This window comes from Flavisolibacter ginsenosidimutans, assembly GCF_007970805.1.
Taxonomy (GTDB): Bacteria; Bacteroidota; Bacteroidia; order Chitinophagales; family Chitinophagaceae; genus Flavisolibacter; species Flavisolibacter ginsenosidimutans.
In genome coordinates this window covers 3,069,281-3,094,019 of the sequence record NZ_CP042433.1, presented here as the reverse complement: position 1 = coordinate 3,094,019, position 24,739 = coordinate 3,069,281, and the positions used below count along the sequence as shown (strand labels likewise).

Below are 24,739 nucleotides of genomic sequence, written 5' to 3'. Positions count from 1 at the left end.
CACAAACCATGTCGAGAAGAATTTATAGCGATAAACAAAACGCTGGAAATTATAATTTCTTGTTTGATGCAATTTTTATTTTAATCTCATCATGTACATCTATATCATCGTGCAAGATTGGACTGTCATCTAAACCTAAAGCCTGCTTTGTTTTATCGTAAACTTTTTTTCGAAAGTCAATTAAGGTTTTCATACATGGACCAATCGTTGCAATAAGAATGATACGTTCCTCGGCTTGAGTGGATTTAATATCAATATCAACCTCAGTTTCCCATGTCTTATTTCGTTTATCGTACATCAAATGTTTTTTGGGCCAATATTCATTTGTTCTTGGGTTTAGTACAATAGCATGAACAATGCCGTGCGGTGGAAGAATGTCATAAGTCCCGGAAACCCTTACGGGAGTGCTCAATTCGTTAAGTTCTATAGGTGAAGTTATCTTCAAGCCATAAGGCCTTTGATCTTGTGGTTCAGCTTTACTGATTCGCTCAAGGTCATCATTCATTTCTTTATTTAGTTGATGCCAGATGCCTTTAAAGCTAATATCTACTCTCCTCGCATCTAGATTTGTTTTTTCCGCTAACAATCTGCATAGTTGTTTAATGCCTTCTTCATCAAAATTTTTAGATTGAAATGTATTTAATGGGCCGGTCAACTGCCTCGAGTTAATATTCAATAGCAGAGGGCAAACGGGAGTTTCTCCAATGCCTTTCCATAATGCCCCAGCCTCAAAATTTATCCATGGAGAATTCAAATTGTCATTCGTTAAACAGAGAATTCCATAATCTGCTTCTTTAAGCCACCTTGCAATTTCATTAGACCAATTAGCGCCACCGGAGATTGCTGGAGAGAAAAATATTACAATGTCTGGAACGATTGATGGCAACCACTCATAAAGTCTTTTTGCCATGGCCATGCTTTTTTCTCCTGACCAACCAATAAAAATTTTTAGCTTTTTGTGTTCTGCACTTTTCATGTCGATTGTATTTAGGGATTCGCTAGTACTTCTTTCTTGCACAATATTTTTCTGCAACGACGCAGAATTTTTTTGCCTTGCCTTGTTTTCTTGCATTAAAGAGTTCAAAAAGTATAAACTCATTTGATGCCCTTTTTTGAAAAAATCTCCCTGTCGTGTTTTTGTAGTGATGATAATATATCCTCCTAGTTCGAGAAATTTTTTGAAATCACTTTGATACATATCCGGTACAAGCAATTCTGAAATAAACTGATTTAATGATATTTCACTATCTGGCATTTGATCCAACTTTCTTACCGCAAGGTCTTTGTACATCATTAGCTGTTCGTTGCGAAAGCGGTCAGTTAACATATACGTTTGCCCAATCGCGCCTTCTACTCTTCTTATATAGCCTTCGTTTTTTAACGATTCTATTATTGCAAAGCGCTCTGTTTCATTTTTAAATCTTCTTCCGTCAAGAAGGTAAAAGTTAAATACACCATTATTGTTTAAAAGCTCTCGGACGATATAATCTTTACCTTGCTCGTTTTTACCTTCATCAGTATTGTTATCTATTATAACCATGGAATATCAATTGTTTTGGTAGGTTCTTTACAGCAAATCAAGTTTTGCAGCTTTCGTTGACGCACTGCCCTCCGTATTTGGTTTCCGCCTCTAAATTTATGTAATAACGTGGTGCATTCTCTGCTATCCGTAATGTTCTTCAAACTATAAACGAGCTGGCCTGCATCTATAACGCAAGCCGGCCAATTCAAAGCATCTTGCAAAAGCTCTTTCTCAAAATAAGCAATAGAAAAAGGGTACCTAATAGGCACCCTTTTTCGCATTCAGATTAAAAGTATTTTCTTAAATCAGCTTTACGTCCACGGCGTTCATTCCCTTCTTGCCGTTCTGCAGGTTAAACTCTACATGATCGCCTTCTTTGATCTGGTCAATAAGGCCGCTGCTGTGTACAAATGTTTCCTTGTTTTCGTTGTCGTGTTTAATAAAGCCAAAGCCTTTATCTGCGTTGAAAAATTTTACGGTGCCTGTGTTTTTGTTGTCCATGATAAATTGGTATTAAAGTATTGAGCACTAATGTAACCCCTAACGGCCAGAAGTACGCAATTCTTTTGCTGCCCGCTGTTTTTTCGCTGTTCTTTGTGGTCTTCAATAAACGGACCGGCTTGCAAAAAACACGGTATCGTTTTACTCACTAACACCCAACGAAGCCGCCAGCAAAGCCTGCATGTAAGCCAATCCTTTTTCTTTGGCAAAAGCAATGTTCCTCTGCGGTATTTTGTGCGTGTCGGGATAGCTTGCAATGGCCTTGCTCACGCTGTCTTCCCGCAACAGGTGCAGCATGGGATAAGGCGAGCGGTTGGTGTAATTAGCCGGATCGGAAGTGGAACTGCCGGCAAACAAATACTGCGGATGAAAAGAAGCCACCTGATACACGCCTTCGTAGCCTTTTTTCTTTATTGTTCGTTCAGCACCGCTTACCAGTTTCAGGTAATCGGCAAAGCGGCCAAAGCCCTGCGGAAGAATGAGGAGCATGGTTTCGATTTCTGTATTTGCATCAAGCTTCTTCATGGCCGCTTCAAAAGCCGCCAGCACCGTTTGAGCCGAACCCGTTTTTAAGACCTCGTAAGCAACGGTGCCGCGTTTTACTTCCCGTCCGGCGAAGGGGCAGAAGTTGCAACCCACTACAACGTCAAGAATCCATTTTTTTGTTTGCGCAACGACGGTTTCGTTGGCTGCTTCTGGCGCCGGCTGGTGACTCATTGCCCAAAAATACATTGGCCTGCATTTGCAATGAATGACTGTTGATCAGTTCCGTTCTTCATCTGCCAAAACGCTCATTCAATTACGGGCTTCTCTCAATTCATTACCGCGCCAGGTTTAATCATCAGCGGCAGATTCTAACATCGTATCCCGAAACGCAAAACCAAATAAATGAAACAGCTTATACTCTACCTGCTCGCATTCACACCGTTCGTTATCTCTTGCAAAAAAGAAAGCGGGACCGGTGACACGGTTGACACTACATCCGGCGGTTCGTCAAACGGACAAACCGGGGGCGTGAATGAGCCCGGTTATGGTCCATCTACCGCACCGTTTACCGCACCCGCCTGGAAACTGCCTGACGGCGTAGAATTGGTGGACAGCCTGCACGATCTTAATTTTTGTTTTTACATGAGTACACCGCCGCATTTTGAAGAATTCAAAAACTTTCGCGGCCTGCCCGGCGGCGTGGCGCAGCTTTGCGGTACGCTGCGCAATAAAACCAATTTACCCATCACCATCCACTTTCCCGATGCGCTGGTGGTTAGCAGCAGCAGCCTGATGTCGCAAGGCGTACTGCTTTTGTTTATCGGCGACGTTACGCTTACACCTGGCAGCACAAAAACCATCATGGCCGGCGGCTTCTGCATCAACCAGTCCCGCCACGCACCAAGCCCTTATGACGAAGACGGAAACATTCTTTCGTATTCGCTTGGTCCGTCCGTGATACCGCCAGCGTTGAATGAAATAAAAGACATTCTGAAGCCAAAGAATCTGGGTTATCAAAACGTGTTGAAGGCCGATGGCAAACCCGACACAGACAAGGTGTCAAAACTTTCGGTAATACAAGCGGCGATTTGGGAAGTAACGGACGGCGGAGGATTGACCGAAGGCACGCGGAAAAAATTAAAAGACCTGACGTTTTAAAAACCGGACCCGCAACCCTCATTCGCCAACCTGACGAAAGGGTCTGAGTTTGTAACTTAGGCTTTTTCATTTACACAATGCCGGTACTATAACGGATAGAACAAGTAAACCCAAAACAATTCTGTAAACATGAACCAGCTTCCTCAACTCAGCACAAACCGGTTGTTGCTTCGCAGCTTGCAGGTAACGGACATCGCCTCGCTTGTTAAATACGCAAACAACAAAGCCATTGCTGATAACGTCCTGAACATCCCGCATCCTTACACCGAAAAAGACGCGGTCTTCTGGCTCAATTTTGTGTTGCAAGGCTTTCAGCATAAAGAGCGTTTTGTTTTTGCTATCGTGCAAAAAGAAGGCAGCGAATTTATTGGTGCCATCGGCTTGCACCCGGCCGGTAAACACGACAATGCGGAGATGGGTTATTGGCTCGGCGAACCTTTTTGGGGCGGAGGCCTTATGACGGAAGCCGCAGGTGTTGTATTGAAATTTGGCTTTGAAGAACTGAACCTTCACAAAATTTACGCAACGCACTTTACCGACAACATCGCTTCGGGAAAAGTGATGGTGAACAACGGCATGATCAAAGAAGGCGAACTGAAAGACCAGTACAAAGTGGGTGATGTTTATAAAAGCGTTATTCAATACCGGTTGCTGAAAAACGAATGGGCAGAAATGGCCAATGCTTCACATGCATAACGGCTCTTGCACAAGCCGCACGTAATTTTTCTCTTCAAGAGTGACTTGCACCCGCCTTTACCTTCACTCTTTCAACAACCATTTAAACGAACACCATGCAAGACTTAAAAAACAAAGTGGCGTATATAACCGGCGGTAGCAAAGGCATCGGCTTTGGCATTGCTCAACAACTCTTGTCTGTTGGAATGCGGGTCGCCATCTCCGGGAGAAACCTAAACACTGTGCAAAAAGCAGCGACAACGTTATCAAACGATTCATCAAAAGTTCTACCCTTGCAATCTGACGTAAGCCACATGGCCTCCGAAGCAGCAGCGGTAAAAGCCGTCATTGAAAAATTCGGGCAGTTGGATGTGTTGGTCGCCAACGCCGGCGTGGGACATTTTGCGCCCATCGATACGTTGACCGATGAAGCCTGGCACCAAACCATCAACACCAATCTCACGGGCGTTTTTCACAGCGTAAAAGCAAGCATCGATGCGTTGAAAGCATCGCAGGGTTACATCATTACCGTTGCCAGTTTGGCCGGTACAAATTTTTTTGAAAACGGCGCAGCCTACAATGCCAGCAAGTTTGGATTGGTGGGCTTTACGCAAGCCATCATGCTTGACTTGCGCAAATACGGTATCAAGGTTAGTACCGTCATGCCCGGCTCCGTGGCCACGGAGTTCAACGATCACAAACCAACCGACGCCGATGCCTGGAAGATTCAGCCGGAAGACATTGGCCAGATCGTCGTTGACCTTTTGCAAATGCATCCACGAACCTTGCCGAGTAAAGTAGAAGTGCGGCCTTCAAAACCGGCGAAAGGCTGACTTGTTTAGCGGGTAAAGCATTTGGTTTCATACAGGCTTTGTGCGGTTGTTTACGCCGTCTTTAATGTACCAAAAAAGACGGCGTCTTCATTTCATGGAACAACCATTCTCGCCCTATTTTTAAAATTCAATTCCGTTTATGCGCAACAAAATCTTTCTCTTCCTTGCATTTTTCCCGCTTCAATTTTTAGCCGCGCAAGCGTACAAAAAAGCATCGCCGCTGGCACACACGTTTTCCATCGTTGCCCGTGATTCGGCAACCGGCGAAATGGGCGTGGCCGTGCAAAGCCATTGGTTTTCGGTAGGCACATCGGTTAGTTGGGCCGAAGCCGGGGTGGGTGCGGTAGCTACGCAATCTTTCACCAACAAATCATTCGGCATAAGAGGTTTGAATTTGCTGCGCAGCGGTTTAACGGCGCAACAAACTTTAGACAGTTTGTTGGCCACCGATGAAGGCCGCGACGTGCGGCAGGTGGCCATTGTAGACGTACACGGCAACGTGGCTGTGCAGACCGGCAAAAGTTGCATTGATTACGCAGGCCACATCAAAGGCAATGGTTTCTCTGTTCAATCAAACATGATGCTGACGAACAAGGTTCCCGCAGCAATGGCCGCTGCGTTTGAAAGGAGCAAAGGCAAGGTTTTAGCCGAACGATTGTTGGCCGCTTTAGATGCCGCACAAGCGGCCGGTGGCGACATACGCGGCAAGCAATCCGCAGCCATCATTGTTGTTCCGGGTAAAAGCAACAATCAACCCTGGAACGAGCGGCTGGTTGATTTACGGGTTGATGACAACCCGGTACCGCTGGTTGAATTGCGTCGGCTGTACAATACGCAAGTAGCCTATGAACACATGAACAACGGCGACCTTGCGGTAGAAAAAGCCGACATGCAAAAGGCGATGCAGGAATACAACGCGGCGATGAAAATGTTCCCGCAAAATTTAGAGATGCAGTATTGGACGGCCATCACACTGGCTAACAACAAACAGTTAAGACAAGCCATTCCTGTTCTGAAAAAAGTATTCGCCGCCGATGCAAATTGGAAAGAATTAACCCGCCGCTTGCCCAAGGTTGGTTTGCTCACTGTAAGCGACAGCGAGTTGAAAAGTATCCTGGCTTTGTGATTGCGCCGAATGGTTTCGCTGCAAAAACCAAAAGCTGTTCAATTGCTCCCGAAGAATTGTCGGTACATTGGTGCGGGTCACCGATACAAACCGTTTGATCCGCAATAATTAGGACGGGTTTTTGTTAATCCTGCATGGCGTTATACTTTTTTTTAGGTATGCTCCGTTAGCTTTATTGAAAACTTTTTTCCCATGAAATTCCTTTCTGTTTTCATCCTGTCGCTCTTTTTAAACAATCCGCCCGTTTGGCAAAATGATTTTGAAAAAGCGGCGCAGGAAGCAAAGAGCGAACACAAATACGTGTTGCTTTCTTTCTCCGGTTCAGATTGGTGCATTCCCTGCATTCGTCTGCACAAAGAAGTGTTCGACAGCAAAGAATTTACGTCTTTCGCCGAACCTCACCTTGTGCTGGTGAACGCCGATTTTCCCCGGTTGAATAAAAACCAGTTGCCCAAAGAGCAACAAAAAAGAAACAATCAACTGGCCGACAAATTTGATCCCGAAGGCCATTTTCCCTATACCGTTTTGCTGAACGAAGAAGGCAAGGTTGTAAAAACATGGGACGGTTATCCAAACGCCAACGCAGCGGAATTTACAACGCAGCTCAAAGACCTGATGCATGTTCAATAGCGAAACGCTGTCCCCTTCTTTAGCGGTTCACAAAAAAGTTTTGCGGCTCATGGGCAACCGCTTTGAGATAAGCGTAGTATGGCCTGATGAGGCTGAAGCGATGCAGCACATTGATGCAGCTATAGAAGAGATTCGCCGCATTGAAGCCTTGCTGACAACCTACAACGAAGAAAGTCAAACGGCACTCATCAACCGTCATGCGGGAATTAAGCCCGTGCAAGTTGACCGCGAAGTGTTCGATCTCATTCAACGTTCAAAGCGCATCTCGCACATCACCCAAGGCGCATTCGACATTAGCTATGGCTCCATTGACAAAAGCCTCTGGAATTTTGACCGGCACATGACGGCTTTGCCCGATGCCGAAACAGCAAAGAGAATGGTGCGCCTGATTAATTACCGCAACGTCGTCTTAGATGAAAACGATTGCACCGTTTTTTTAAAAGAAGAAGGCATGCGCATTGGCTTTGGCGGCATTGGAAAAGGTTATGCGGCGGAAAGGGCGAAAATGATTTTGAAACAGCGCGGCGTGCAAAGCGGCATCGTAAATGCAGCCGGTGATTTAACCGTGTGGGGACATCAGCCCAACGGCGAAAGATGGACCATCGGCATTGCCAACCCAAACGAAATCACGCAGGCTTTTTCCTCCCTCGAGCTGAGTGAAGGTGCGGTGGCTACTTCGGGCAATTACGAAAAGTTTGTGCTTATTGACGGCAAGAAATATTCGCACACCATTGACCCCAAAACGGGCCTGCCTGTACGCGGCATCAAAAGCGTTACCGTCATCAGCCCAAATGCGGAAATAGCCGACGCCATGGCAACACCTGTGATGATCATGGGCATGGAAGTGGGTCTTGACCTAATCAACCAGATTAATGGGCTGGCCTGCATCATTATTGACGACAACGATGGCCTTTACACATCAAAAAACATAAACCTGAAATAGCATGAAATTTTATTGTTGGCTTTGCGCGGCTTTGCTCTTGGCGGTTATTTCGCTGGCTTCCTGCACCACGGTGAAGGAATACCAGAAGAACAAAATCAACGACAGCGAAATGGCTTTATCGGCCCGCAAGGTGGAGAAGACCGAAATGAGTTTTCAATCCTACCGCGAAGGCGCATCGGGTGCCAACGGCGGCAAAACCGGCGGCGGCTGCGGATGCAATTAAAGCAATCAGCTTAGTTGAGTATAAATCTTTTCAATCGGATAGCTAATTGCTGATGGTTGTCATCTCTTTTCTTACTTCTTTTTAATCTCGTTCATGAAAAAAATTTGTTTATCCGTCGTCGGGATGTTCCTTACTTTCTTTGCGGCCTTTGCACAGGACAGCACGGCCTACAAATCGCGTAAGCTAACCTTTGAAGAAGCCAATCTTGTGTCAAGTTATTACCACCAGGACGGAAACAATTCGGCCGTAACCGGTGGCGTGGGCACGGAAAACCTGACCGATTATTCCAACACCATTGATTTAAAATTTGTGCGCTGGGGAGCCAACAACGTGAAGCACAGTTTCACACTCGAAGCCGGCATTGATCATTACACATCCGCATCGTCTGACAAGATTGACCCGCGAACAATTTCTTCCGCTTCCAGCGCCGACACACGCATCTATCCTTCGCTGAGCTGGATGGCCGAGAACAACGCAAAAGGAACAACCTTTGGCGCAGGCGTTTCTTTTTCCTCCGAGTTCGATTACAAATCCTTTGGCGCGAATGTTTTGTTTGCGAAAAAAACGGCCAACCGCAACGGCGAGTTCAGTGTAAAGCTGCAAGCTTATCTCGACCAGGTTACCATCATTCAGCCCATTGAATTACGTTCGAATCAAAACATTAACTCCCACGAAGACGACTACGCATCGCAGGCCCGCAACTCTTTTAGCGGCTCGTTCTCGTACTCGCAAATCATTAATCCAAATTTCCAGTTGGCGCTCATTGCCGACGTGGTTTATCAACAAGGTTACCTGGGCTTGCCTTTTCACCGCATTTATTTTAACAACGGAAGCGAAGGCGTAGAAACGTTGCCCGGCACACGATTGAAAATTCCGCTGGGCATTCGCGCCAATTATTTTCTGGGTGACAAGGTTGTTCTGCGCAGCTTCTACCGCTATTATCACGACGATTGGGGATTGAGTGCACATACGGCGCAACTGGAAGCTGCGCTGAAGATTTCGCCTTTCTTTTCCTTCACGCCGTTTTATCGTTATTACAACCAGCAGGGAACAAAATATTTTGCGCCCATCAACACGCACAGCGTTTCGGAACAGTTTTATACAAGCAACTACGACCTGTCAACGCTGAACAGCGGCTTTTATGGCGCGGGTTTCCGGCTTACACCGGAGAAAGGCGTGCTGGTCATACAGCATCTAAGTGCATTGGAGATTCGCTACGGGCATTATTCGCGCAGCAACGGGTTGAATTCAAATATTCTTTCGCTGAACCTGCAGGTGAAGTAGGCTTATTGCACTTTTATTTCAAACGTGAGTGGTTGGGTATGATAGCTGCGCACGGGACGGCCAAACTGTTGTGCCGGCGTCCAGCGCGGCGCTCGTCTAAAAATATCGATGACGGCGTCTTCTACGCCATGCCCGTAATTCGTTAGCGGCTTGAACTCGGACAAGCTGCCGTCTTTTTCCACCACAAATCGTATCACTACGGTGAGCTGCCCGGCCGACCATTCGCGGGAATTTGCTTTTGCTTCTAACATGCTTTGCAGGCCGTGTTGCAAATAGTTTTGCCAACGATAAATGCCGCCTGCAGGGGCGGCTTCTTTTTCGCGGCAAAGGGCTGTGTCAAGCGCCTTGCCGTTTTCATCGTAACAATTGCATACTTGCAACTTGCCGTCGGCATAATCTTCGGTCGCCATCACGTTGGCTTTTTTATCGTAATACTGCCAGCGGCCGGTCTTCAGCGTGTCCGCTTTCCACTTCCCGCTGCTTGCGGGTGCGCCGTCCTCGTACCAACTTACCTGTACACCGTTGCCTTGTCCGTCAAAGATGAGCGAGTCGCGTAAGAATCCGTTGTTGTACCAGTGATAAGCAATGCCGATGCGGCGCCCGTTTTTATACGTCGAAGAATCGGTCATGTGGCCTTCTTCATCGTAGCCGAACCAAACGCCTTCTTTCTTCCCGTCAATATAATATCCTTTCGAAGAAGGAAACCGCGTGGTATGATACCAGTTCATAGCGCCGTGTGCTACACGGCAAGCTTCATCTTTGTACCAACCTTGCATGGCCAAGGTTCTTTGCGAAACATAATAGGCTTCGCGGTACCAGCCGCTGTCTTTCTTTTCGGTAATCACGTAATAGTAAGGACTTCTGTTGTCGGGCTTAAAACGGGAATCGAAAAATTCTTCGCGTTTTTGTGCCTGCGCAAAAAAGTAAAGCAGGAGAACGGCAGCAGTTAGTAGTGTTTTCATGCAAAGCTGATGAAGCACCAAAGTAAAATATTTTGGCACATTTGAAAAGGCCTCACCGAAACGCACCTTGTAACAACGGGCAAAACGAAACAGTAAACTTGGGTCAGATTCCTGTTCTTAGCGGGCATACAAAAACAGGGCTTATTTTAGGTTTTCAAATTCTGCACATGAAGAAAGGATTTCTGCTTTTATTGACCTGCGTTTTTGCCTCTGCACTTTTTTCGCAAACCTATATTTCACTGGCGCCACAGTTTACCAACTCTGCCGGCACGCTGTCGGAAAAAGGAAACATTGCGCTGGAAGTGGGACGGCAATGGGACGTGTTCAGCATGGGCGTTGACATTGGCAAAACGACTATGGCTAATGTGCACGGACGTGACACTTCGGTTTACCTGGAACTGCGGCCAAACCTCAACGTGTTTCAGCAGGGACGCTTTACCAACACGTTTACCGCCGGCATCGGCGGCATCTTCAACGCCAAAGAAAATTTTATGACCGAACTGACCTCGGGCATTGAATACGCTTACAGCGAACGCATTCACTTCAACGTGGTCTTTGGCCAATATTTTTACAGCGGTAAATACTCGTCAAGCGACGTGACTTTCTTCGGTGTCTCCGCCATGTTTTATTTAAAGCCGTCCAATCCCGGTTCGATTATCAAAAAGGAAAAGCAGTAGTGCAAAATGGATTTATAAATATTGCTTCAGCCATTCTCTTGCATCCACATCGTTTGAAAATTGTTTCATCGGGATGGGCGGTGGCTTTAAGCGAAACAAAATCTTCATGATGAACTGCGCAAGGCCCTGTTTTGAAACCATCGCCATCGCTTTGTAAACCTGTGGCAGTTGTTCGGTCGAAAATTTTCTTGTTGCCTTATCGGGCACCGGCGAAGGACGTAAATAAATCAGCAGCGGAACGGTTTTGTTACCCGTTATTTTCTTGACCAGCCAAACATTATCGCGGATGTTTTCAACCGTGCGTTTTGTGCTTTTGGAGTAAGAATAAAGAATGCCGTCGTTGTACCAATAATCCGCTATTTCTCCTTTAATGATCGCTGCATCCGCCGGCGGTTTGATTTGTTGTGCATTCATGGGAAGGGCGAAGCTAAAGGCGGAAAGTGAAAAGAGAAGCCATAAGCCGGATTGGCTTGCAAAAAGAAAAGCCGCTTCAAATGAAACGGCTTTTAAAATCAGGTTCTGCGTTGCGGCACTTAAGCCGGCTGCAGGCTGTTCGAAATTTTTATCACACCCAGTTTGTTCAACAAAACGATGAAAGGATAGCAGGGGTCAAATTCACCTTTCTTTGCCGCAAAATTGCTGCGCGAAGGAAAGGTGTGATGGTTGTTGTGATAGCCTTCGCCAAACATCAGCCAATCCACTTTAAATAAGTTTTTTGACGTGTTGTCGGTTTCGTAATTCACGTGGCCGTACTTGTGTGCATACCAGTTAATGATGACGCCGTGCAAGGGTCCCATCACCGCGTGAATGGGCACCAGCAACAGAAACCAGGCAGACGGTGCAAACAACAAATAAAGCGCTACGTAAACCGCAATCCATAAAACACGTGAGGGCCAACTGCTGGCAAACAGGTCAAACTTTTTCCACGCCGGAACGTTTTTGGTAAAGCGTTCTTCCACCGGCGAGGTCTCGTACAAAATACCGGTGTAGATGTTTTTTGTGCGCCACATCATGGCCAGAAGATTTTTATCGTAGGAAGGTGAGTGGGGATCGAGTTCGGTATCGGTGTAAGCGTGGTGAACGCGGTGAAGAATGCCGTAAGCCCTTGCGCTTAAATACGACGAACCTTGCGTAAACCAGGTAAACAAAAAGAAAAACCGCTCCCAGCCTTTGCTCATCGTAAACGATTTGTGGGCCGCATAACGGTGCAGGAAAAAAGTTTGCGAAAACAGCGAAAGGTACCAGTGAAGAACAAAAAACAGAATAACGAATAACACGGTTAAATAAACTTTGAATGAACAAGGCCTCTACGAATCTTACGCCGCAAGCAGGAGAGAAAGACGGTAGAAATTGACGGCGCAAAAGTAGGCCATCAAAAGCAGAAGAAGCGCAAAAAAGAACGGAAGCTTTTTATCGTAACGGGAACTTAACAAGTTCGCTCTTTCAAAGCAGGATTTTTCACCTACATTCGTGCCGTTAATGAGCATCGCATTTGGGCTTTTGGTTTTACTGAATCTGCTACGTTTTTCTGCTATTCGTTTCACCCTTTGCTTTTTTGCCTCGTGCCTCAATTATTTATTTTTTTAAAAAGAAAGCATGAACATTTACGTTTCCAACTTAAGCTTCAGCGTACAGGATGAAGACTTAAAAGAATTTTTTGCCGAGTACGGCGAAGTAACTTCAGCCAAGGTTATTACCGACAAATTCACAGGCAAAAGCCGCGGCTTTGGTTTTGTGGAAATGAGCGACGACGAAGCAGCAAAAAAAGCCATTGCTGAATTGGACCAGGCAACCGTTGACAGCCGCACAATCCGCGTAATGGAAGCCAAGCCCAAAGAAGAAAAAGCAGGCGGCGGTGGCCGTAGCGGTGGCTTCCGTAGCAACGGCGGTGGTGGCAACTACGGTGGCGGTGGTTACAATAAAAATCGTTACTAAGCACAAGCGGCAGTCGGCAGTAAACACTCCCTGAGATTGCCCTTCAACGAAAAGAAAAAATCCTCTTCATTTGAAGAGGATTTTTTCTTTTAAGGCTCCGGCAAACAAGGCTAAATTTCTTTTCGTTCAAGGCTTTGTTTGGCAAATGTCTTTCTGCCGAAGTCAATCAAAACCGCATCACTTATTCACGATTGACTACTCACCACTCACTAATTTAAAACCGGTAAAGAAGTCCCGGCGTAAGCTGTCCATAATTATAACCCATCGTAAAGCTCACGGAGTTTTTCGACGTCTTTGGCGATTTCAGCTTTGCATACCGGTGATAATTGTTCACAACCTGCCGGCCTGTTAAATACCCCAGTGCAGCGCCAGCCACTACATCGGTTAGCCAATGTTTGTTTTCCGTAATGCGGCTAACGCCAATCAGGCTTGCGGCCGAATAAGCAAGCCAGGGCACCCAAGGCAACTTGTCTTTGTATTCCATGGCATACACCGTAGCGGCGGCAAACGCCACCGTTGTGTGGCCCGAAGGAAAAGAACTGTTCAATTTATTTCCCTGTGCATCACGGATGGTTTTAAACGGACCCCAAAACTTGGGCTCTGCTCCCGCTTCGGCCGCGTTTATGGCTTCAGGCCGTTGGCGGCCGCTGACAAATTTCAGCACGGCTTCCACGGCCGCGCCGGTAATGTAGGATTGCAGGGCTAAAAGCGTTGTGGTTTGCATTTTTTCATTCTTGAACAGAAATCCGTAGGCGCCCAGTGCACCCAAAGTGTAGCCCTCGTAAAGCCCGCCAAAATTGGTAACCTGGTGACTCACGTTGAGCAAGGTACTGTTGCTGTTGTGTTCGCGCAGGTCTGCCGCCCATCGCTGAACCGGTTCATCGGCAAAGGCCAAACCCCCCAGTACCAATACAAACTTGCCGGTGGTTTTCCAGTCTTTACCCGTCATGTGAAAAGGCTTGGTAAAAGCTTGCTTCAGGTTACTTGCCTGCAGGGTAAGAAAGGCAGACGGGGTAATTTCAGTGTACTTGTTGTAAGCTCTTGGCGCGGTATTGTTTGCCTGCTTGCCCGCGCTGTCAGTCTTTTTACTCAGACTGTCTAATTTGTGAATCAACGAATCTTTCTGCCCAAAGGCAGTTCCGGTAAAAATGAAAAACACCGGGAGGAGCAACAGTTTTTTCATAGCGCTTCGTTCATTGTTTTACATTGTGGGTAAATCTCGCCAAGGAAAATTCCTCAATTGTTAACGAAAAAATCATACCCGTTTAATTTGTGCCGCAACGGGCTTTGTGTACACGGATTTTTCCTTCGCGGTAAAAGCAACGCGGCCTGCTTTCGCCACAGTGCAACCCTTATTTTTGAACCGTGGACACACCGCTTCGATACATTGCCCATTTTGACCTCGATGCTTTTTTTGTATCGGTCGAATTGTTGAAAAATCCTTCGCTGCGCGGCAAGCCCGTGATTGTGGGCGGCGACGGCCAACGCGGCATCGTGGCTGCCTGCAGTTACGAAGCCCGCAAGTTCGGCATCGAGAGCGCCATGCCTTCGCTCACCGCAAAACGCCTCTGTCCGCAGGCCATTTTTTTAAAAGGTAGCTACGCCGATTACAGCAAATATTCCCGCGCCGTTACCGACATCATCGCCGGCGCGGTGCCCGTTTACGAAAAAGCCTCCGTAGATGAATTCTACATTGACCTCACGGGCATGGACAAATTCTTTGGCGTAAAACAATACACACGGAAACTGAGAGAAAAGATCATCCACGAAACGGGCTTGCCCATTTCCTACGGTCTCTCGGCAAACAAATTGGTAAGCAAGATGGCTACCAACGAAGCCAAGCCAAACGGTTTTTTGGAAATTGAACACGGAAAGGAAACCGAATTTTTATGGCCGCTGCGGATCGGAAAGATCCCCGGCGTTGGCAAACAAACACAGCACCACCTGCAGGCCATCGGCATTGACACCATCGAACAATTGGCCAAAACATCCGTAGCGCAGTTGGAGCACGTGTTTGGCAAATGGGGCGTCAGGCTTTGGGAAAAAGCCCACGGCATTTCTACTTCCGAAGTAGAAGGCTACAGCGAACAAAAATCGCTTTCACACGAAAACACCTTCGACGCCGATTTTGCCGACCTCGGTTTTTTGCACAAGGAACTCGTTCGCCTCACCGAAAAAGCCGCACACGACCTGCGCGGCGAAGAACGTTTGACCGGTTGCGTAACCGTGAAAGTCCGCTATCCCGATTTTACCACCGTAAGCAAGCAGGAAGTTATTGCCTATACGGCCCTTGACAACGTGCTGCTCGCAAAAGTGAAAGACTTGTTTGCGAAGCTGTACAAAAAAGGCGAGAAGGTTCGTTTGCTGGGTGTGAAGTTTAGTCACCTTGTTCCCATGACCCTGCAAATGAATTTATTTGACAAAGAAGCCGAGAAACTGCAACTGTATAAAACGGTGGACGGCATCAAAGCGCAGTTCGGAATGGATGCCGTGAAGAAAGCAACGGGCTTAACCAAGCCGGCGGCTAAAAAGAAATGACGTCTTCGCAAGAGCGCAAGGGAACAAATGGCGGCGTTTGTTTTAAACCCAACAAAAATCACGGGAATACAGTTCTTCCTTCCGCCTTTCTATTGAAGTCTCTTGCGGATAATTTAACTGGCCACGGCTGCTTCGAGAGGCGGTAAAGTCCGGTAATTTCTTAACGATCCCCAGTTGTCTGCCCGGCCCCTGTTTTGCAACAACCGGGAAAACGACGTTATGAAAAAGTTTCTTCTCGCTCTTGTTTTTCTTGCAGCCACCGGGCTTGGCGCTTCAGCACAAAAGGAAGTAAAGGCCAACGACAAAAAGCTGAAAGTGGAAACACGCCGGCACAAAACCAAGGTGAAAAAAACATCCACGCCTGCGCAAAAGGTGCACAACCTTGTACGCCCCAAGCACAAAAAATACAGCGGTGTCAAAGTAAAGCACGAGGCAAAGAAAGACTAAGCAGGCAGCCTCATTGAACGACGACGGTTTGTTTGCCGATAAGTTGATCCTTACCCGTGAGCAGTAAAACATAGCTTCCTTTTGGCAACCCGGTTACGCTCAGGTCAAAACGGTTTTGGCTTCCATCCCTTTCCGTTGTTCGCACCACGCGGCCAAAAACATCAATAAACTGAAAGCGGAGCGTACCGCCGGGGGGACGGGAGAGCGAAACCTGGAATTGATCTTTTACGGGATTGGGCGTAAGCGCCACGCCAGGGTTGCTCTTGTTGCCTACGTTCAGGATAAAAGAATAGCTGAAACGCTGATCCTGGTCTCTGGCTTTGATGCGGAAAAGAGCGGCTTCGTTGGGGGCCAGGCGGTCAACAAAGCCATAAGAAGCCGGGCCTCCCTTTGCAGCCACAGTGCTCCGCTCCAACCAGGTCAGGCCGCCGTCGTCACTTCTTTCCACCACAAAATCGCGAACGCTCTTTTCGTTTGCCGTTTGCCATTGCAGGGAAACACCGTCGTTTTGCAGCTTTGCGGAAAAGCCGGTGAACGTTACCGGCAAAACGCCAGACGAGAAGCCGCTCAGGGGTTGACCAGAAACCGAAGACCCGGAAAGGGCATCTGCAAATGCGGGGCCTGCAAGGGTACCGTTGTTGGCGGCATTGTATTTGGTTACGCCACCCAATACAATAAGTTGCGATGACGCTGAATTTTGCGGAATGATCTTGCCGCCCACAAAGAGTTGTAAGGTGCTCGTAGAAGAAAGATCCAGCTTGCCGGATGGGTGAAAGTCAATTTCTCCCGCAACCTGGATGATTAAAGCGGGAGCCGTGTTTGTGTACACCTGGTTTGATACCGATATGGCTTTGCCTGCCGGTATAACCACGAGGTCTCCCGATTGCGGCACTGTGCCCGACGACCATGAACCGCCTGTACTCCAGCTCCCCGGCGAAGCAGTGCCGGTAACCGCGGTGACGGTATTGGCAAACAAAAGCGTTGAAAAGAGCAAACAAATGAAAGTAAAGATCCCCGTTCTCATGCGCGATAACTTTTGATTTTTCAGTAAGCGCACAAGATTGCAATTCCGCTGTGTTTGTTTCACACAAAAAGTTGAGCAGGGCAAGCTCTTCGGTAAAAACCCTTAATATAGAGGTAAATACTTATGGGGAGATAAGGGAGTATGAGCGATTAGAAAACGTTATGTAAGGCCATTGAAATAAGTTAGGGCAAACTCCTGTAAAAAAGTATTTATTTATCTGTAGAGCAATTTATAGCAGTTCTTTTTCTTTTAGCTTTCAAAATGCCAATCGAAAATGAATACAATTGTAGCCATGCAAACAATCCAGTAATAGTCTTGCTATGAAACAAAATCTCATTAACAGTTAGTTTTGATACCGGCCTCCACGGAGGCTTTTAGTTCACTTCCGTACTTCGGTTGCCGGTGGATTTTCTTACTTCCTTCGGTGAACACCCGCTCTATCGTCTTCAGTTTGGCGCCAACATCTTTGCGGCAGGCTTTTCATAGAATATTGGATGTTACACCGGGCTGCATTTTTATGCGGCCTTCTGTTTGGTCGGGTAAACCCCACGCTTTCCGTTACCAGTTTGACTCCGGATTTTCGTCTTCTGCTTTGAGATCCTGCAGGAGTTTTGCAAAGGCAGTCTCAAAAGCGTCGTGATTTTTCCAATTGGAGAAGTCCGGAATAAAGTAGCTGCGGATTTCTGTTGCGAGATCGTTGCCGCTGTCACTGTCGACAAGCTCCCATTCTTTGAGGCGTTCGTAATCAACTAAACGGATAGGAAAGAGCTTTCGCCGGTTTTCTTTTTTCTCTGTTTTGAGGGCCCGCCGCACCTCGGTTAGCACCCATTCGCTTTTAATGCTGGTTTCCGAAAGCACCAGCAGCAGCCGGTCGTGTACTTGGATGGCGGATTCGATTTGTTCATAGATCTTTCTGCCGCCCTTCATGTCCTCGGGCGCAAACCACACGCGCAGCTTTGCTTCGCGCATCCGTGCGTGCAGCCGCCGGGCAAAGGCTTCATCGGCGCTGGAATAGCTAATAAAGCAGGAATAGAATTGTATGGCCTGCTCCGCACCAATGATAGAGGGTATATAACGCACGAACTCCTCCGGTACACCGCAACCAAGAAGGAATGCCTCCGGCACCCGGCCTTTTGAAAGATACAACGTGTCAATGCTGAGGTAGGAAGGGCCGAGATGACTTACCTGTTCAAGGCCCGTTGCCTCGCTCAAATCGACCGCGTTAAAAGAAGCTGCGTTCAAAAAGGAGTTGGTAAAATCCGCCCTTTTGAAGTTCCCTCGCAAAAAGTAGGTGCGCGAAAAATAGGCACGGGATAAATCGGAGGCAAACAGGTTGGTGCGCGAAAGGTTAGTGTCGGATAAATCGGCGCGGGAAAAATCAGCACCGGAATAATTGCCGTCCCGAAGTTGCGCATTCGACAGATCAGCCCCTGCTAGGTTGGCGCCCAAAAGGATGGCATAGGAAAGATCGCAACCTGAGAGGTTTGCGCCTGCGAGGTACGTTTGGGAAAGATTGGCGCCAGAAAGATCTGCGCCGCTGAGGTTTGTATCCTTCAGGTTAATCCCTGACAGGTCTGGATACGCATAGATTTTCGTCTCCCGCCATTTGTTCCAACTTTCCACTCCTTCTTGAAGCTTGTTGACATGCACAGAATTTGCCATAAACGGTCGATTACATTTCCTCTCGCAGGTTTGAGCTATAAGGTAAGTTTTATTTGTGTAGATCAATTCATCAAGTTCAACGAACCTTTGCAGCAGTGAATGAATTCTTTGACCTGCCGGTAGTCTACAACGGAAAAGAGTTGCTCTTTCCTACACGCTTCTTGCAGCTTGGATATACGTACAAGTTTGCCGTAAACGTTCACGGTACGAGCATTTTGTTTGAACCGGATGAAGAAGGGCTTTTCAGGGCAGTTGCTACACAAAATGGAATACCCAAAAACGTTGACACAGGCTTGCTGCAAGCCATTGCCGAAGGCGTTGCAAACGTGCAGCGCTGAATCGGAAGGTCTTTGCGTTTAGGATGATCGTCAGCGCATCTTAACGCCGAGCGATCGGTGCTTTTTTTGCCCTTAAGTTTTCAACAAGTCTGCACAAGTTCCGTTGCCCTTCGTGCGGATTGGTGCTACATTAGTCAAACACCCAAAACCCTACGTCATGAAATCTTCGCTCCTTTTTGTTTTCGCCGTTCTTTGCCTGGCGGTTATCCTCACGGTTTACAGTTGTCAAAAACAAGCCGCACCGGAAAGTCAATCAGTGGCCGCCGTCGCCGTTTCCCACCACGATACCGTCACCACACTTGCTTCTTTCACCGCCGATACCGCCGTCTGGCACCACGACGGGCAGTACACCCTGGTGACCCGTGAACCCGATCGCGACGACGAAGCGGAAGCCGAAGAAGGCGAAGCACAGCACGAGCGAATCACGGCCTGCTCGGACGCCTTTGCGGGCAGTGCACGCAGTGCGGCCAAAACTTCCTATGCCTCGGTTTCATACGGCACCTACGCCACCATTAACGCCCTTCGCGTCACGCTGCCCACCGACGCTTACATGCAGGGCTTGGGAATTACCAATTCCTCGCCCAGGGTGTCGGAAGAAAACCGCAACCGCGACATCACAACCGCTTACCTCTACGCCATTGCAAGAGAAAGCGACAACGATTTTCACATGATCATCGGCGATGCCAACAGTGCAGCGGGCAACCTGCTCAACTGCGAGGCTTCCGGCAATCCGCCCAGCACACAATCCTCCTACGCTGCTATCAGTGCAGTGCGCAGTTATCTTAAAAGCTATTTTGGCACGGATTTCTGCGGACAGAGCGGCTACACCAAGTTCAGCCCTGCCCTGCGTCTGACGGTTTTAAAAGGAAGCCTGTTTTTTGACATTGACCACGCCGCCGGAGCCGTAGGGCCCACCGGGCTTCGCCCCAACACCGCCTGGGAAATGCACCCCATCCACAACATTACCTTTTAATCGCATCCACAACGGCCCGCACACCGCATTCGGTTTTGCAGTAATGGCAACATACACCCCTTTCGAAAATAGAGAGGCGTGTGAAAGCAGGGCAGAACCGTTGATTAAAGCATACCTTCGACTCCTCTTAGAGACATGAGTCTCATAAGCAGTTAGTTTTGGTATCGGCCTTCGTTTCCACGGAGGCCTCTTTCATGTCATGGGCATCTGCGGTTTGAAAAATTGAACGCATTCGTTCATTACTGAACTTTTTCAAAACGACGTAAAGGATTTGAAGGGCTCGGTTATAGTTATCAGGCTCTTTGAAGGCTGCTGTAATTCTTTGTCCTTTCGAAATTCTATTAATGATTGCCAACGCCGAGCCGAGGAAGTAAAGAAATACCCATGAAAAGGTCTTTCTTTGCAGGGCGTTTCCTTCTAAACAGACCCACGAAAACAACGCTTTTTTTCAAATGGACAAGCAATCTTTCAAGGTCTTAACCGGCAAAACAAAACGAGCTGCCCTGGTTTTTCGCGCCCTGAACCACCACCTGCGCCAGCAAATTCTTTCTTACCTGATAGCGAATCCCCAAACCGACGTGACGTCTCTTTACAAAAAGTTCCACATTGAACAATCCGTGGCCTCGCAACACCTGGCCATTCTTCGCCGTGAAGGACTGGTGAGCGCACAGCGCGAAGGAAAGCGTATGCTTTATTCGGTGAACAACAAACGCCTGGAAGACGTGGAAAAGATTGCCGATCGATTGCTGGCAGCTTCTTCGTCCTCCTTCCGATAAACTGCCTTCAATAAAAGATGAAAAACCAGACCGAAAAAACTTGCATCTCACTTTTTACTCTTTACCTGACTCATGCTATTTGATTTGTTCGAAAGGGCGTTTACTTTTGGTTAAGAACCTTTCCTCCTAAATGACCGTATCCGCTTCCGCCCTCGATAAAGATCTTTCAGAAATGCTGATGGAGCTTTCCGTCGCAATTGCTACGCTCAAGAACCAGCAATCAAAAAAGGGCTGCAGAAAGCTTGCTGCCTTGCTTGTCCTCCATGCCAGCCTTCTTGATTTGCAAAACAAGGTGAAAAGTATGGAAGCTACCTACCGTATTCAAGTTGGCGTCAATAATCCTTTAGTTTAAGCAGGACTTTACAATTGACAGACCATCCTCGCTCTGCCGGATAATAATGTACTCGCTTTTGCAAGCGCAGTAAGTGAACAATTTTATTTATTCCGCATATTGTATCAGCTTACATTATGTGTGCAAAGTTAATTTCGAAGACGCCTCTTGTTCTCTGCGGGAGGCTTTTTTGTAACTTTAAGACATCAGAGGATAGAATTTTTGCTTTAGTGGATTTTGCCTCTTGTCTTTATGAGGGGCTTTTCATGTACACATAGCACTTTTGGTTTTTTGAAAACGCTATAGGAGTTCGAACAAGGTAATCATCCAGTGCAAAACAAAGACCGGAGACGATGACGCGATTGTGTCCAAGGCTTCACAGAGTGGAAGATTTCCAAAGAACGCCTGTTAATTGCATGACATAGGGAGTTCGACTTGCAGCACACAGCCCTTATTGGGAGAAGAGACAAGGTTCATCTTACCGGAAAAAAACTCAATGCGGTTTTCGATGTTGCGCAGGCCGATGCCTTTTGCTTTTTCGCCAGGATTGAACCCTACACCGTCGTCGGCAATCCGCAGGTACACCTTTTTATTTTGGGGCTTTACTTCAATGTGGATACCGCTTGCCTTGGCATATTTTAGGGTATTGTTCATCTGCTCCTGAATAATGCGGTACAGGGCAATCTTTGCCTTTTCGGACAACGGGTTGATTTCATCCTCCGTGCAAAGGGAGGTCTGTACGTTTATCTTTCCGCTTAAATTGATCCGGTCGGCCAAATCCTTTACGGCGCTGGTAAAGCCTCCTGCGGCAAAAGAGGGCGCGGCGAGAGCATGTGACAAATTACGGATCTCTGAAATGCCTTCTCCAATTGCCTCTTCACATTTGCGCAAGCAGATATCGTGCAGCTCTGGATTGGTTTTGGCGGCGTCCAGCATCAGCTTAGCAGAAGCCAACAGCTGATTGATGTTGTCGTGCAGTTCGGTAGAGAGGTGCTTTCTTTCTTTTTCCTGCGCGTCCACGGTGGTTTCGATAATTTCTTTTTGCTTTTCCACCTGCTTCTTTGTCATCAAATCGGTAAGGTCCGTGGCAATACCGGCCACCCCGTAATTTTTCCCGTTCCTTTTTTGCAGGGGAAATTTTACCGAATAAAAGTGATGCAATTTCCCTTCAATCACCGCGTCTTCCTCCACTTCAAGCAGCCGGCCGTCGCGCAAAACCGTTTGATCGTTCAGGTCGTATTTACGAGCGTAGCGGGTCGGTGCAAGGTCGAAGGCTGTTTTTCCAATTGCCTGCCCGCTCGTAAGCTTGTATTTCTTTTCAAAGGCTTTGTTCACCAACGTAAACCGACCTTTGTCGTCTTTGACATAGATCAGGGAGCTGGTGTTGTCGATAATGGATCGCAGAAGGACCTTGTTTTCCCGCAGCGATTCTTCGGCTTTTTTTCGGGCGGTAAGATTTTTTCTCAACGCAACAAAAGAAACAACAAGCGTTGCCAGTAATACCGCAATCAGTAAAAAATAAAAGGCGAAAAATCGTTGGTTGCTTTCGTCATTGGCCTGCTTTCGAAGGGTTAAAAGCGCTTCCTCTGCGGCCTCAATGCGGTTTAGCAGCGCATCCAGTTGACGGGTAAGGTGAAAGCCGGCTTTGGTTTGAATGTATTTCTGTGCACCCTCCATCCCATGAGTATTTCGCAGTTCCAGCGTGAGCAGGGCAGCCTTCGTCCTTTTCTCCGTCAACAGGTGTAAGCTATCTATTCTTACCTGTTGAAGGGGGTCATTTTCAGTAAGGATAGACAGCTTTCGGATGCCGGCATTGATGGTTTTGCTGTTGGCAAGGAAGGGCGATAAAAAAGCGCTATCGCCCGTTATAACATATCCCCGGACAGCGGATTCAAGCTCCTTGATCGAACTGGATATTTCTTCGGTATTGTAAAGGACGTCCTTTGTGTGTTCAACCAAGACGGAAGTACGCTGGTGAACCTGGTTGTTTTTGTAGACAAGGGTCGCCAGGGAGGTGATAATGGAAAAAAGAACCAAAAAGATAGGAAGCAGCTTTTGCTCAAAGCAAGGCCTTAAAAATAGCGTTGATTTCATGGGGAGTGTTAAACGAACCAAGAAAGGTAATTGTTGAGACAACCTTACGCTTCTTAGCGCATGTAAAAGAATTGTATTGTTTCCATGATTTTGATCAATATCGTCAAAGCAGCGGAATGATTCGCCTAAGCATTGTTTAAGTCCGATGGAGAAAATGCCGCAGGGGATTACACAAGCAAGTCACGAAAGGTTCGTTTTTTACCTTCACATGTTCTAACGGAATGAAGTAAAGAGAGTAAGCGTCGTAATTAAGGAAACACCCTTATTTTCACCAACAGCCCTTTGCGCGTCGCAACCATGGTAAGTTCAGCCTCTTCTTTTGGAGAGGCTGTTTTTGTACATGCTACGCTAAACAGGGCGGCTAAACGTCTTGTAATTTAATGCAAGTCAGAAGCCTGTTTGCCGGCTGTTGTTTTGTACGGGTCTTGTTATTTATTCGCTTTCCTCGATCTAACAAAATCTTGGTTATCGTTCGTCCCATTGCGCATTGAGCTTGGGCCAAGTGATGAAGGGCAAGGGAAAGCGGTTATTGCTTTACCACCTTGTCGGTGAAAGCATGTTTCCCCTCTTCACATACCTGCAGCACATACAGCCCGTTAGGCAGGTTTTCCAGCCCCACCTGCAAATTATTATCGCCACTGGTGATTTGCTTGATCAAAGTCTTGACGACCCGGCCTTCCATGCTAACAATCTTGATGGTGACGGTCTTGCTGATGGAGGAGAAGATGACTAAATCGATACGCCCGGCAACGGGATTTTGAACGATCCTATAGGAACTTTCAGTACTGCCAAACGCCAGCTTTACCACAGGACTGTATTCTTTTTTGCCGTCTCTGTCCAACTGCTCCAGGCGGTAATAATTATTGCCGCTTAGCGGGTGCGGGTCCAAATAGTCGTAGTCAAGTGGCGTGCTACTGTTGCCACCGGCTGCTTTTGTCATTACAGTACCGATCGTTTGATAATCGGTTCCGTTGCTACTGCGTTGCACGGTAAAGTAATTGCAATTGATCTCTGTCTCGGTCGTCCAGGCAAGGGCGCCAGCGTTGCCGCTCCTACGGCCACTGAATTTGGAAAGCAGGACCGGTAAGAGGCTGCCGGTTGTGCGGTTATAGGAAAATCCGGGACTGCCGGCAGTCCACGAGTTAAACGTCACTTGCAGGTAAACGTTTTCGGCCAGCAGATGCAGGACCATCGGCCGCCCGATCATGGCTGTAGGGTCGCATCCGTTGGTGGTATAAAGCGTATTGTACGATAAAGTATTCCAATTGGCGATGCTGCCGTAAGCCCATTGGGTATTGCACACATTGAAATTGCAGGGCTGCTGACCGGACACGTTTTGGCAAATGAGGTTATTAAGCACTGTAGTTCGACCAAGATGGGTCTGAGGCGAAATGGCGTCATACTGGCCGGCGCCTGATTGCGTGAAATTCATACTGCCGGTACTCCAAATAATTTGAGTCTTGGCCGTAAAAGAAACGGAAAGGAAGAAGAAAGCGCTGATTACATTACGAGCCAGCAGGGCCCGCGAAGGCAGAATAAATTTGTTTTTCATATTAAGATATTGGGCTGCAGTTTTGGTTTTTACAGCGAATGCCGCAAAT

Annotated in this window: 27 protein-coding genes; 16 read left to right on the top strand and 11 right to left on the bottom strand. The window is 47.4% G+C overall.

Annotated features, from left to right (window positions below; all coding sequences use genetic code 11):
• Positions 1–49 precede the first annotated feature (49 nt).
• From FSB75_RS12810 to FSB75_RS12800, 3 genes are all read right to left on the bottom strand, one after another.
• Positions 50–1,540 (bottom strand): TIR domain-containing protein, encoded by a 1,491-nt coding sequence (locus tag FSB75_RS12810; protein WP_146788086.1) that lies wholly within the window; start codon positions 1,538–1,540, stop codon positions 50–52.
• Between the two features lie 282 nt (positions 1,541–1,822).
• Complete coding sequence (locus FSB75_RS12805) at positions 1,823–2,023, bottom strand: cold-shock protein (RefSeq protein ID WP_146788083.1); 201 nt, start codon at positions 2,021–2,023, stop codon at positions 1,823–1,825.
• Positions 2,024–2,164: 141 nt separating this feature from the next.
• Entirely contained in the window at positions 2,165–2,755 is a 591-nt protein-coding gene (locus tag FSB75_RS12800) for a DUF1415 domain-containing protein (RefSeq protein ID WP_227990572.1), read from the bottom strand.
• 156 nt (positions 2,756–2,911) lie between these two features.
• Here FSB75_RS12800 and FSB75_RS12795 point away from each other — a divergent pair, with 156 nt between their 5' ends.
• The 8 genes from FSB75_RS12795 to FSB75_RS12760 all read left to right on the top strand — a co-directional run bounded on the left by FSB75_RS12795 (position 2,912) and on the right by FSB75_RS12760 (position 9,381).
• Positions 2,912–3,667 carry a thioester domain-containing protein gene (locus FSB75_RS12795; protein WP_146788078.1) on the top strand — a complete coding sequence of 252 codons (756 nt, stop codon included), beginning with the start codon at positions 2,912–2,914 and terminating at the stop codon, positions 3,665–3,667.
• Positions 3,668–3,796: 129 nt separating this feature from the next.
• Positions 3,797–4,363, top strand: a complete 567-nt coding sequence (locus tag FSB75_RS12790; RefSeq protein ID WP_146788075.1) for a GNAT family N-acetyltransferase — start codon at positions 3,797–3,799, stop codon at positions 4,361–4,363.
• Between the two features lie 95 nt (positions 4,364–4,458).
• On the top strand, positions 4,459–5,175 hold the full coding sequence (locus FSB75_RS12785) for an SDR family oxidoreductase (protein ID WP_146788071.1): 717 nt from the start codon (positions 4,459–4,461) through the stop codon (positions 5,173–5,175).
• Positions 5,176–5,314: 139 nt separating this feature from the next.
• The gene (locus tag FSB75_RS12780) at positions 5,315–6,301 is read left to right on the top strand and encodes a DUF1028 domain-containing protein (protein ID WP_146788068.1); all 987 of its coding nucleotides are present in this window, start codon (positions 5,315–5,317) and stop codon (positions 6,299–6,301) included.
• Between the two features lie 192 nt (positions 6,302–6,493).
• Positions 6,494–6,931 (top strand): thioredoxin family protein, encoded by a 438-nt coding sequence (locus FSB75_RS12775; protein WP_146788064.1) that lies wholly within the window; start codon positions 6,494–6,496, stop codon positions 6,929–6,931.
• Positions 6,921–7,874: an FAD:protein FMN transferase gene (locus FSB75_RS12770; RefSeq protein ID WP_146788061.1), complete on the top strand. Its 954-nt coding sequence runs from the start codon at positions 6,921–6,923 to the stop codon at positions 7,872–7,874. Before FSB75_RS12775 ends, FSB75_RS12770 begins: the two co-directional genes overlap by 11 nt.
• A 1-nt stretch (position 7,875) precedes the next feature.
• Positions 7,876–8,097, top strand: coding sequence for a DUF4266 domain-containing protein (locus FSB75_RS12765; RefSeq protein ID WP_146788058.1), 222 nt, complete (start codon positions 7,876–7,878; stop codon positions 8,095–8,097).
• A 93-nt stretch (positions 8,098–8,190) separates the two neighbouring features.
• Complete coding sequence (locus FSB75_RS12760; RefSeq protein ID WP_146788055.1) at positions 8,191–9,381, top strand: DUF3570 domain-containing protein; 1,191 nt, start codon at positions 8,191–8,193, stop codon at positions 9,379–9,381.
• Positions 9,382–9,383: 2 nt separating this feature from the next.
• Here FSB75_RS12760 and FSB75_RS12755 read toward each other — a convergent pair whose 3' ends face one another.
• Positions 9,384–10,343: an energy transducer TonB gene (locus FSB75_RS12755; RefSeq protein WP_146788053.1), complete on the bottom strand. Its 960-nt coding sequence runs from the start codon at positions 10,341–10,343 to the stop codon at positions 9,384–9,386.
• A gap of 167 nt (positions 10,344–10,510) precedes the next feature.
• On the opposite strand from FSB75_RS12755, the gene FSB75_RS12750 reads away from it, so the two are divergent.
• A complete protein-coding gene (locus tag FSB75_RS12750) occupies positions 10,511–11,020 on the top strand; it encodes a hypothetical protein (RefSeq protein WP_146788050.1) in 510 nt (169 codons plus the stop codon).
• Between the two features lie 12 nt (positions 11,021–11,032).
• Here FSB75_RS12750 and FSB75_RS12745 read toward each other — a convergent pair whose 3' ends face one another.
• Together FSB75_RS12745 and FSB75_RS12740 are read right to left on the bottom strand one after the other, a co-directional pair.
• Positions 11,033–11,434 carry a DUF7793 family protein gene (locus FSB75_RS12745; RefSeq protein WP_146788047.1) on the bottom strand — a complete coding sequence of 134 codons (402 nt, stop codon included), beginning with the start codon at positions 11,432–11,434 and terminating at the stop codon, positions 11,033–11,035.
• Positions 11,435–11,553: 119 nt separating this feature from the next.
• Positions 11,554–12,297 (bottom strand): acyl-CoA desaturase, encoded by a 744-nt coding sequence (locus FSB75_RS12740; protein WP_146788044.1) that lies wholly within the window; start codon positions 12,295–12,297, stop codon positions 11,554–11,556.
• A gap of 319 nt (positions 12,298–12,616) precedes the next feature.
• Here FSB75_RS12740 and FSB75_RS12735 point away from each other — a divergent pair, with 319 nt between their 5' ends.
• Entirely contained in the window at positions 12,617–12,955 is a 339-nt protein-coding gene (locus FSB75_RS12735; protein WP_146788041.1) for an RNA recognition motif domain-containing protein, read from the top strand.
• Between the two features lie 214 nt (positions 12,956–13,169).
• On the opposite strand, the gene FSB75_RS12730 is transcribed toward FSB75_RS12735, so the two are convergent.
• Positions 13,170–14,138, bottom strand: coding sequence for a phosphatase PAP2 family protein (locus FSB75_RS12730; RefSeq protein WP_146788038.1), 969 nt, complete (start codon positions 14,136–14,138; stop codon positions 13,170–13,172).
• Between the two features lie 182 nt (positions 14,139–14,320).
• Here FSB75_RS12730 and dinB point away from each other — a divergent pair, with 182 nt between their 5' ends.
• Positions 14,321–15,493 (top strand): DNA polymerase IV, encoded by a 1,173-nt coding sequence (gene dinB, locus FSB75_RS12725; protein ID WP_146788035.1) that lies wholly within the window; start codon positions 14,321–14,323, stop codon positions 15,491–15,493.
• A 219-nt stretch (positions 15,494–15,712) separates the two neighbouring features.
• Positions 15,713–15,940, top strand: coding sequence for a hypothetical protein (locus FSB75_RS12720; RefSeq protein ID WP_146788032.1), 228 nt, complete (start codon positions 15,713–15,715; stop codon positions 15,938–15,940).
• 10 nt (positions 15,941–15,950) lie between these two features.
• Here FSB75_RS12720 and FSB75_RS12715 read toward each other — a convergent pair whose 3' ends face one another.
• Positions 15,951–16,964 (bottom strand): T9SS type A sorting domain-containing protein, encoded by a 1,014-nt coding sequence (locus tag FSB75_RS12715; protein ID WP_146788029.1) that lies wholly within the window; start codon positions 16,962–16,964, stop codon positions 15,951–15,953.
• A 558-nt stretch (positions 16,965–17,522) separates the two neighbouring features.
• Positions 17,523–18,626, bottom strand: coding sequence for a toll/interleukin-1 receptor domain-containing protein (locus tag FSB75_RS12710; protein WP_146788026.1), 1,104 nt, complete (start codon positions 18,624–18,626; stop codon positions 17,523–17,525).
• 95 nt (positions 18,627–18,721) lie between these two features.
• Here FSB75_RS12710 and FSB75_RS12705 point away from each other — a divergent pair, with 95 nt between their 5' ends.
• The 4 genes from FSB75_RS12705 to FSB75_RS12690 all read left to right on the top strand — a co-directional run bounded on the left by FSB75_RS12705 (position 18,722) and on the right by FSB75_RS12690 (position 21,065).
• Positions 18,722–18,964 carry a hypothetical protein gene (locus FSB75_RS12705; RefSeq protein WP_146788023.1) on the top strand — a complete coding sequence of 81 codons (243 nt, stop codon included), beginning with the start codon at positions 18,722–18,724 and terminating at the stop codon, positions 18,962–18,964.
• A 157-nt stretch (positions 18,965–19,121) separates the two neighbouring features.
• Complete coding sequence (locus FSB75_RS12700; RefSeq protein WP_146788020.1) at positions 19,122–19,937, top strand: hypothetical protein; 816 nt, start codon at positions 19,122–19,124, stop codon at positions 19,935–19,937.
• 452 nt (positions 19,938–20,389) lie between these two features.
• Positions 20,390–20,713 carry an ArsR/SmtB family transcription factor gene (locus FSB75_RS12695; protein ID WP_146788017.1) on the top strand — a complete coding sequence of 108 codons (324 nt, stop codon included), beginning with the start codon at positions 20,390–20,392 and terminating at the stop codon, positions 20,711–20,713.
• A gap of 130 nt (positions 20,714–20,843) precedes the next feature.
• On the top strand, positions 20,844–21,065 hold the full coding sequence (locus FSB75_RS12690) for a hypothetical protein (RefSeq protein WP_146788014.1): 222 nt from the start codon (positions 20,844–20,846) through the stop codon (positions 21,063–21,065).
• Between the two features lie 387 nt (positions 21,066–21,452).
• Here FSB75_RS12690 and FSB75_RS12685 read toward each other — a convergent pair whose 3' ends face one another.
• Both FSB75_RS12685 and FSB75_RS12680 read right to left on the bottom strand, forming a co-directional pair.
• Positions 21,453–23,138: a CHASE3 domain-containing protein gene (locus FSB75_RS12685; RefSeq protein ID WP_146788011.1), complete on the bottom strand. Its 1,686-nt coding sequence runs from the start codon at positions 23,136–23,138 to the stop codon at positions 21,453–21,455.
• A 526-nt stretch (positions 23,139–23,664) separates the two neighbouring features.
• A complete protein-coding gene (locus tag FSB75_RS12680; RefSeq protein ID WP_146788008.1) occupies positions 23,665–24,690 on the bottom strand; it encodes a T9SS type A sorting domain-containing protein in 1,026 nt (341 codons plus the stop codon).
• Positions 24,691–24,739: the final 49 nt, after the last annotated feature.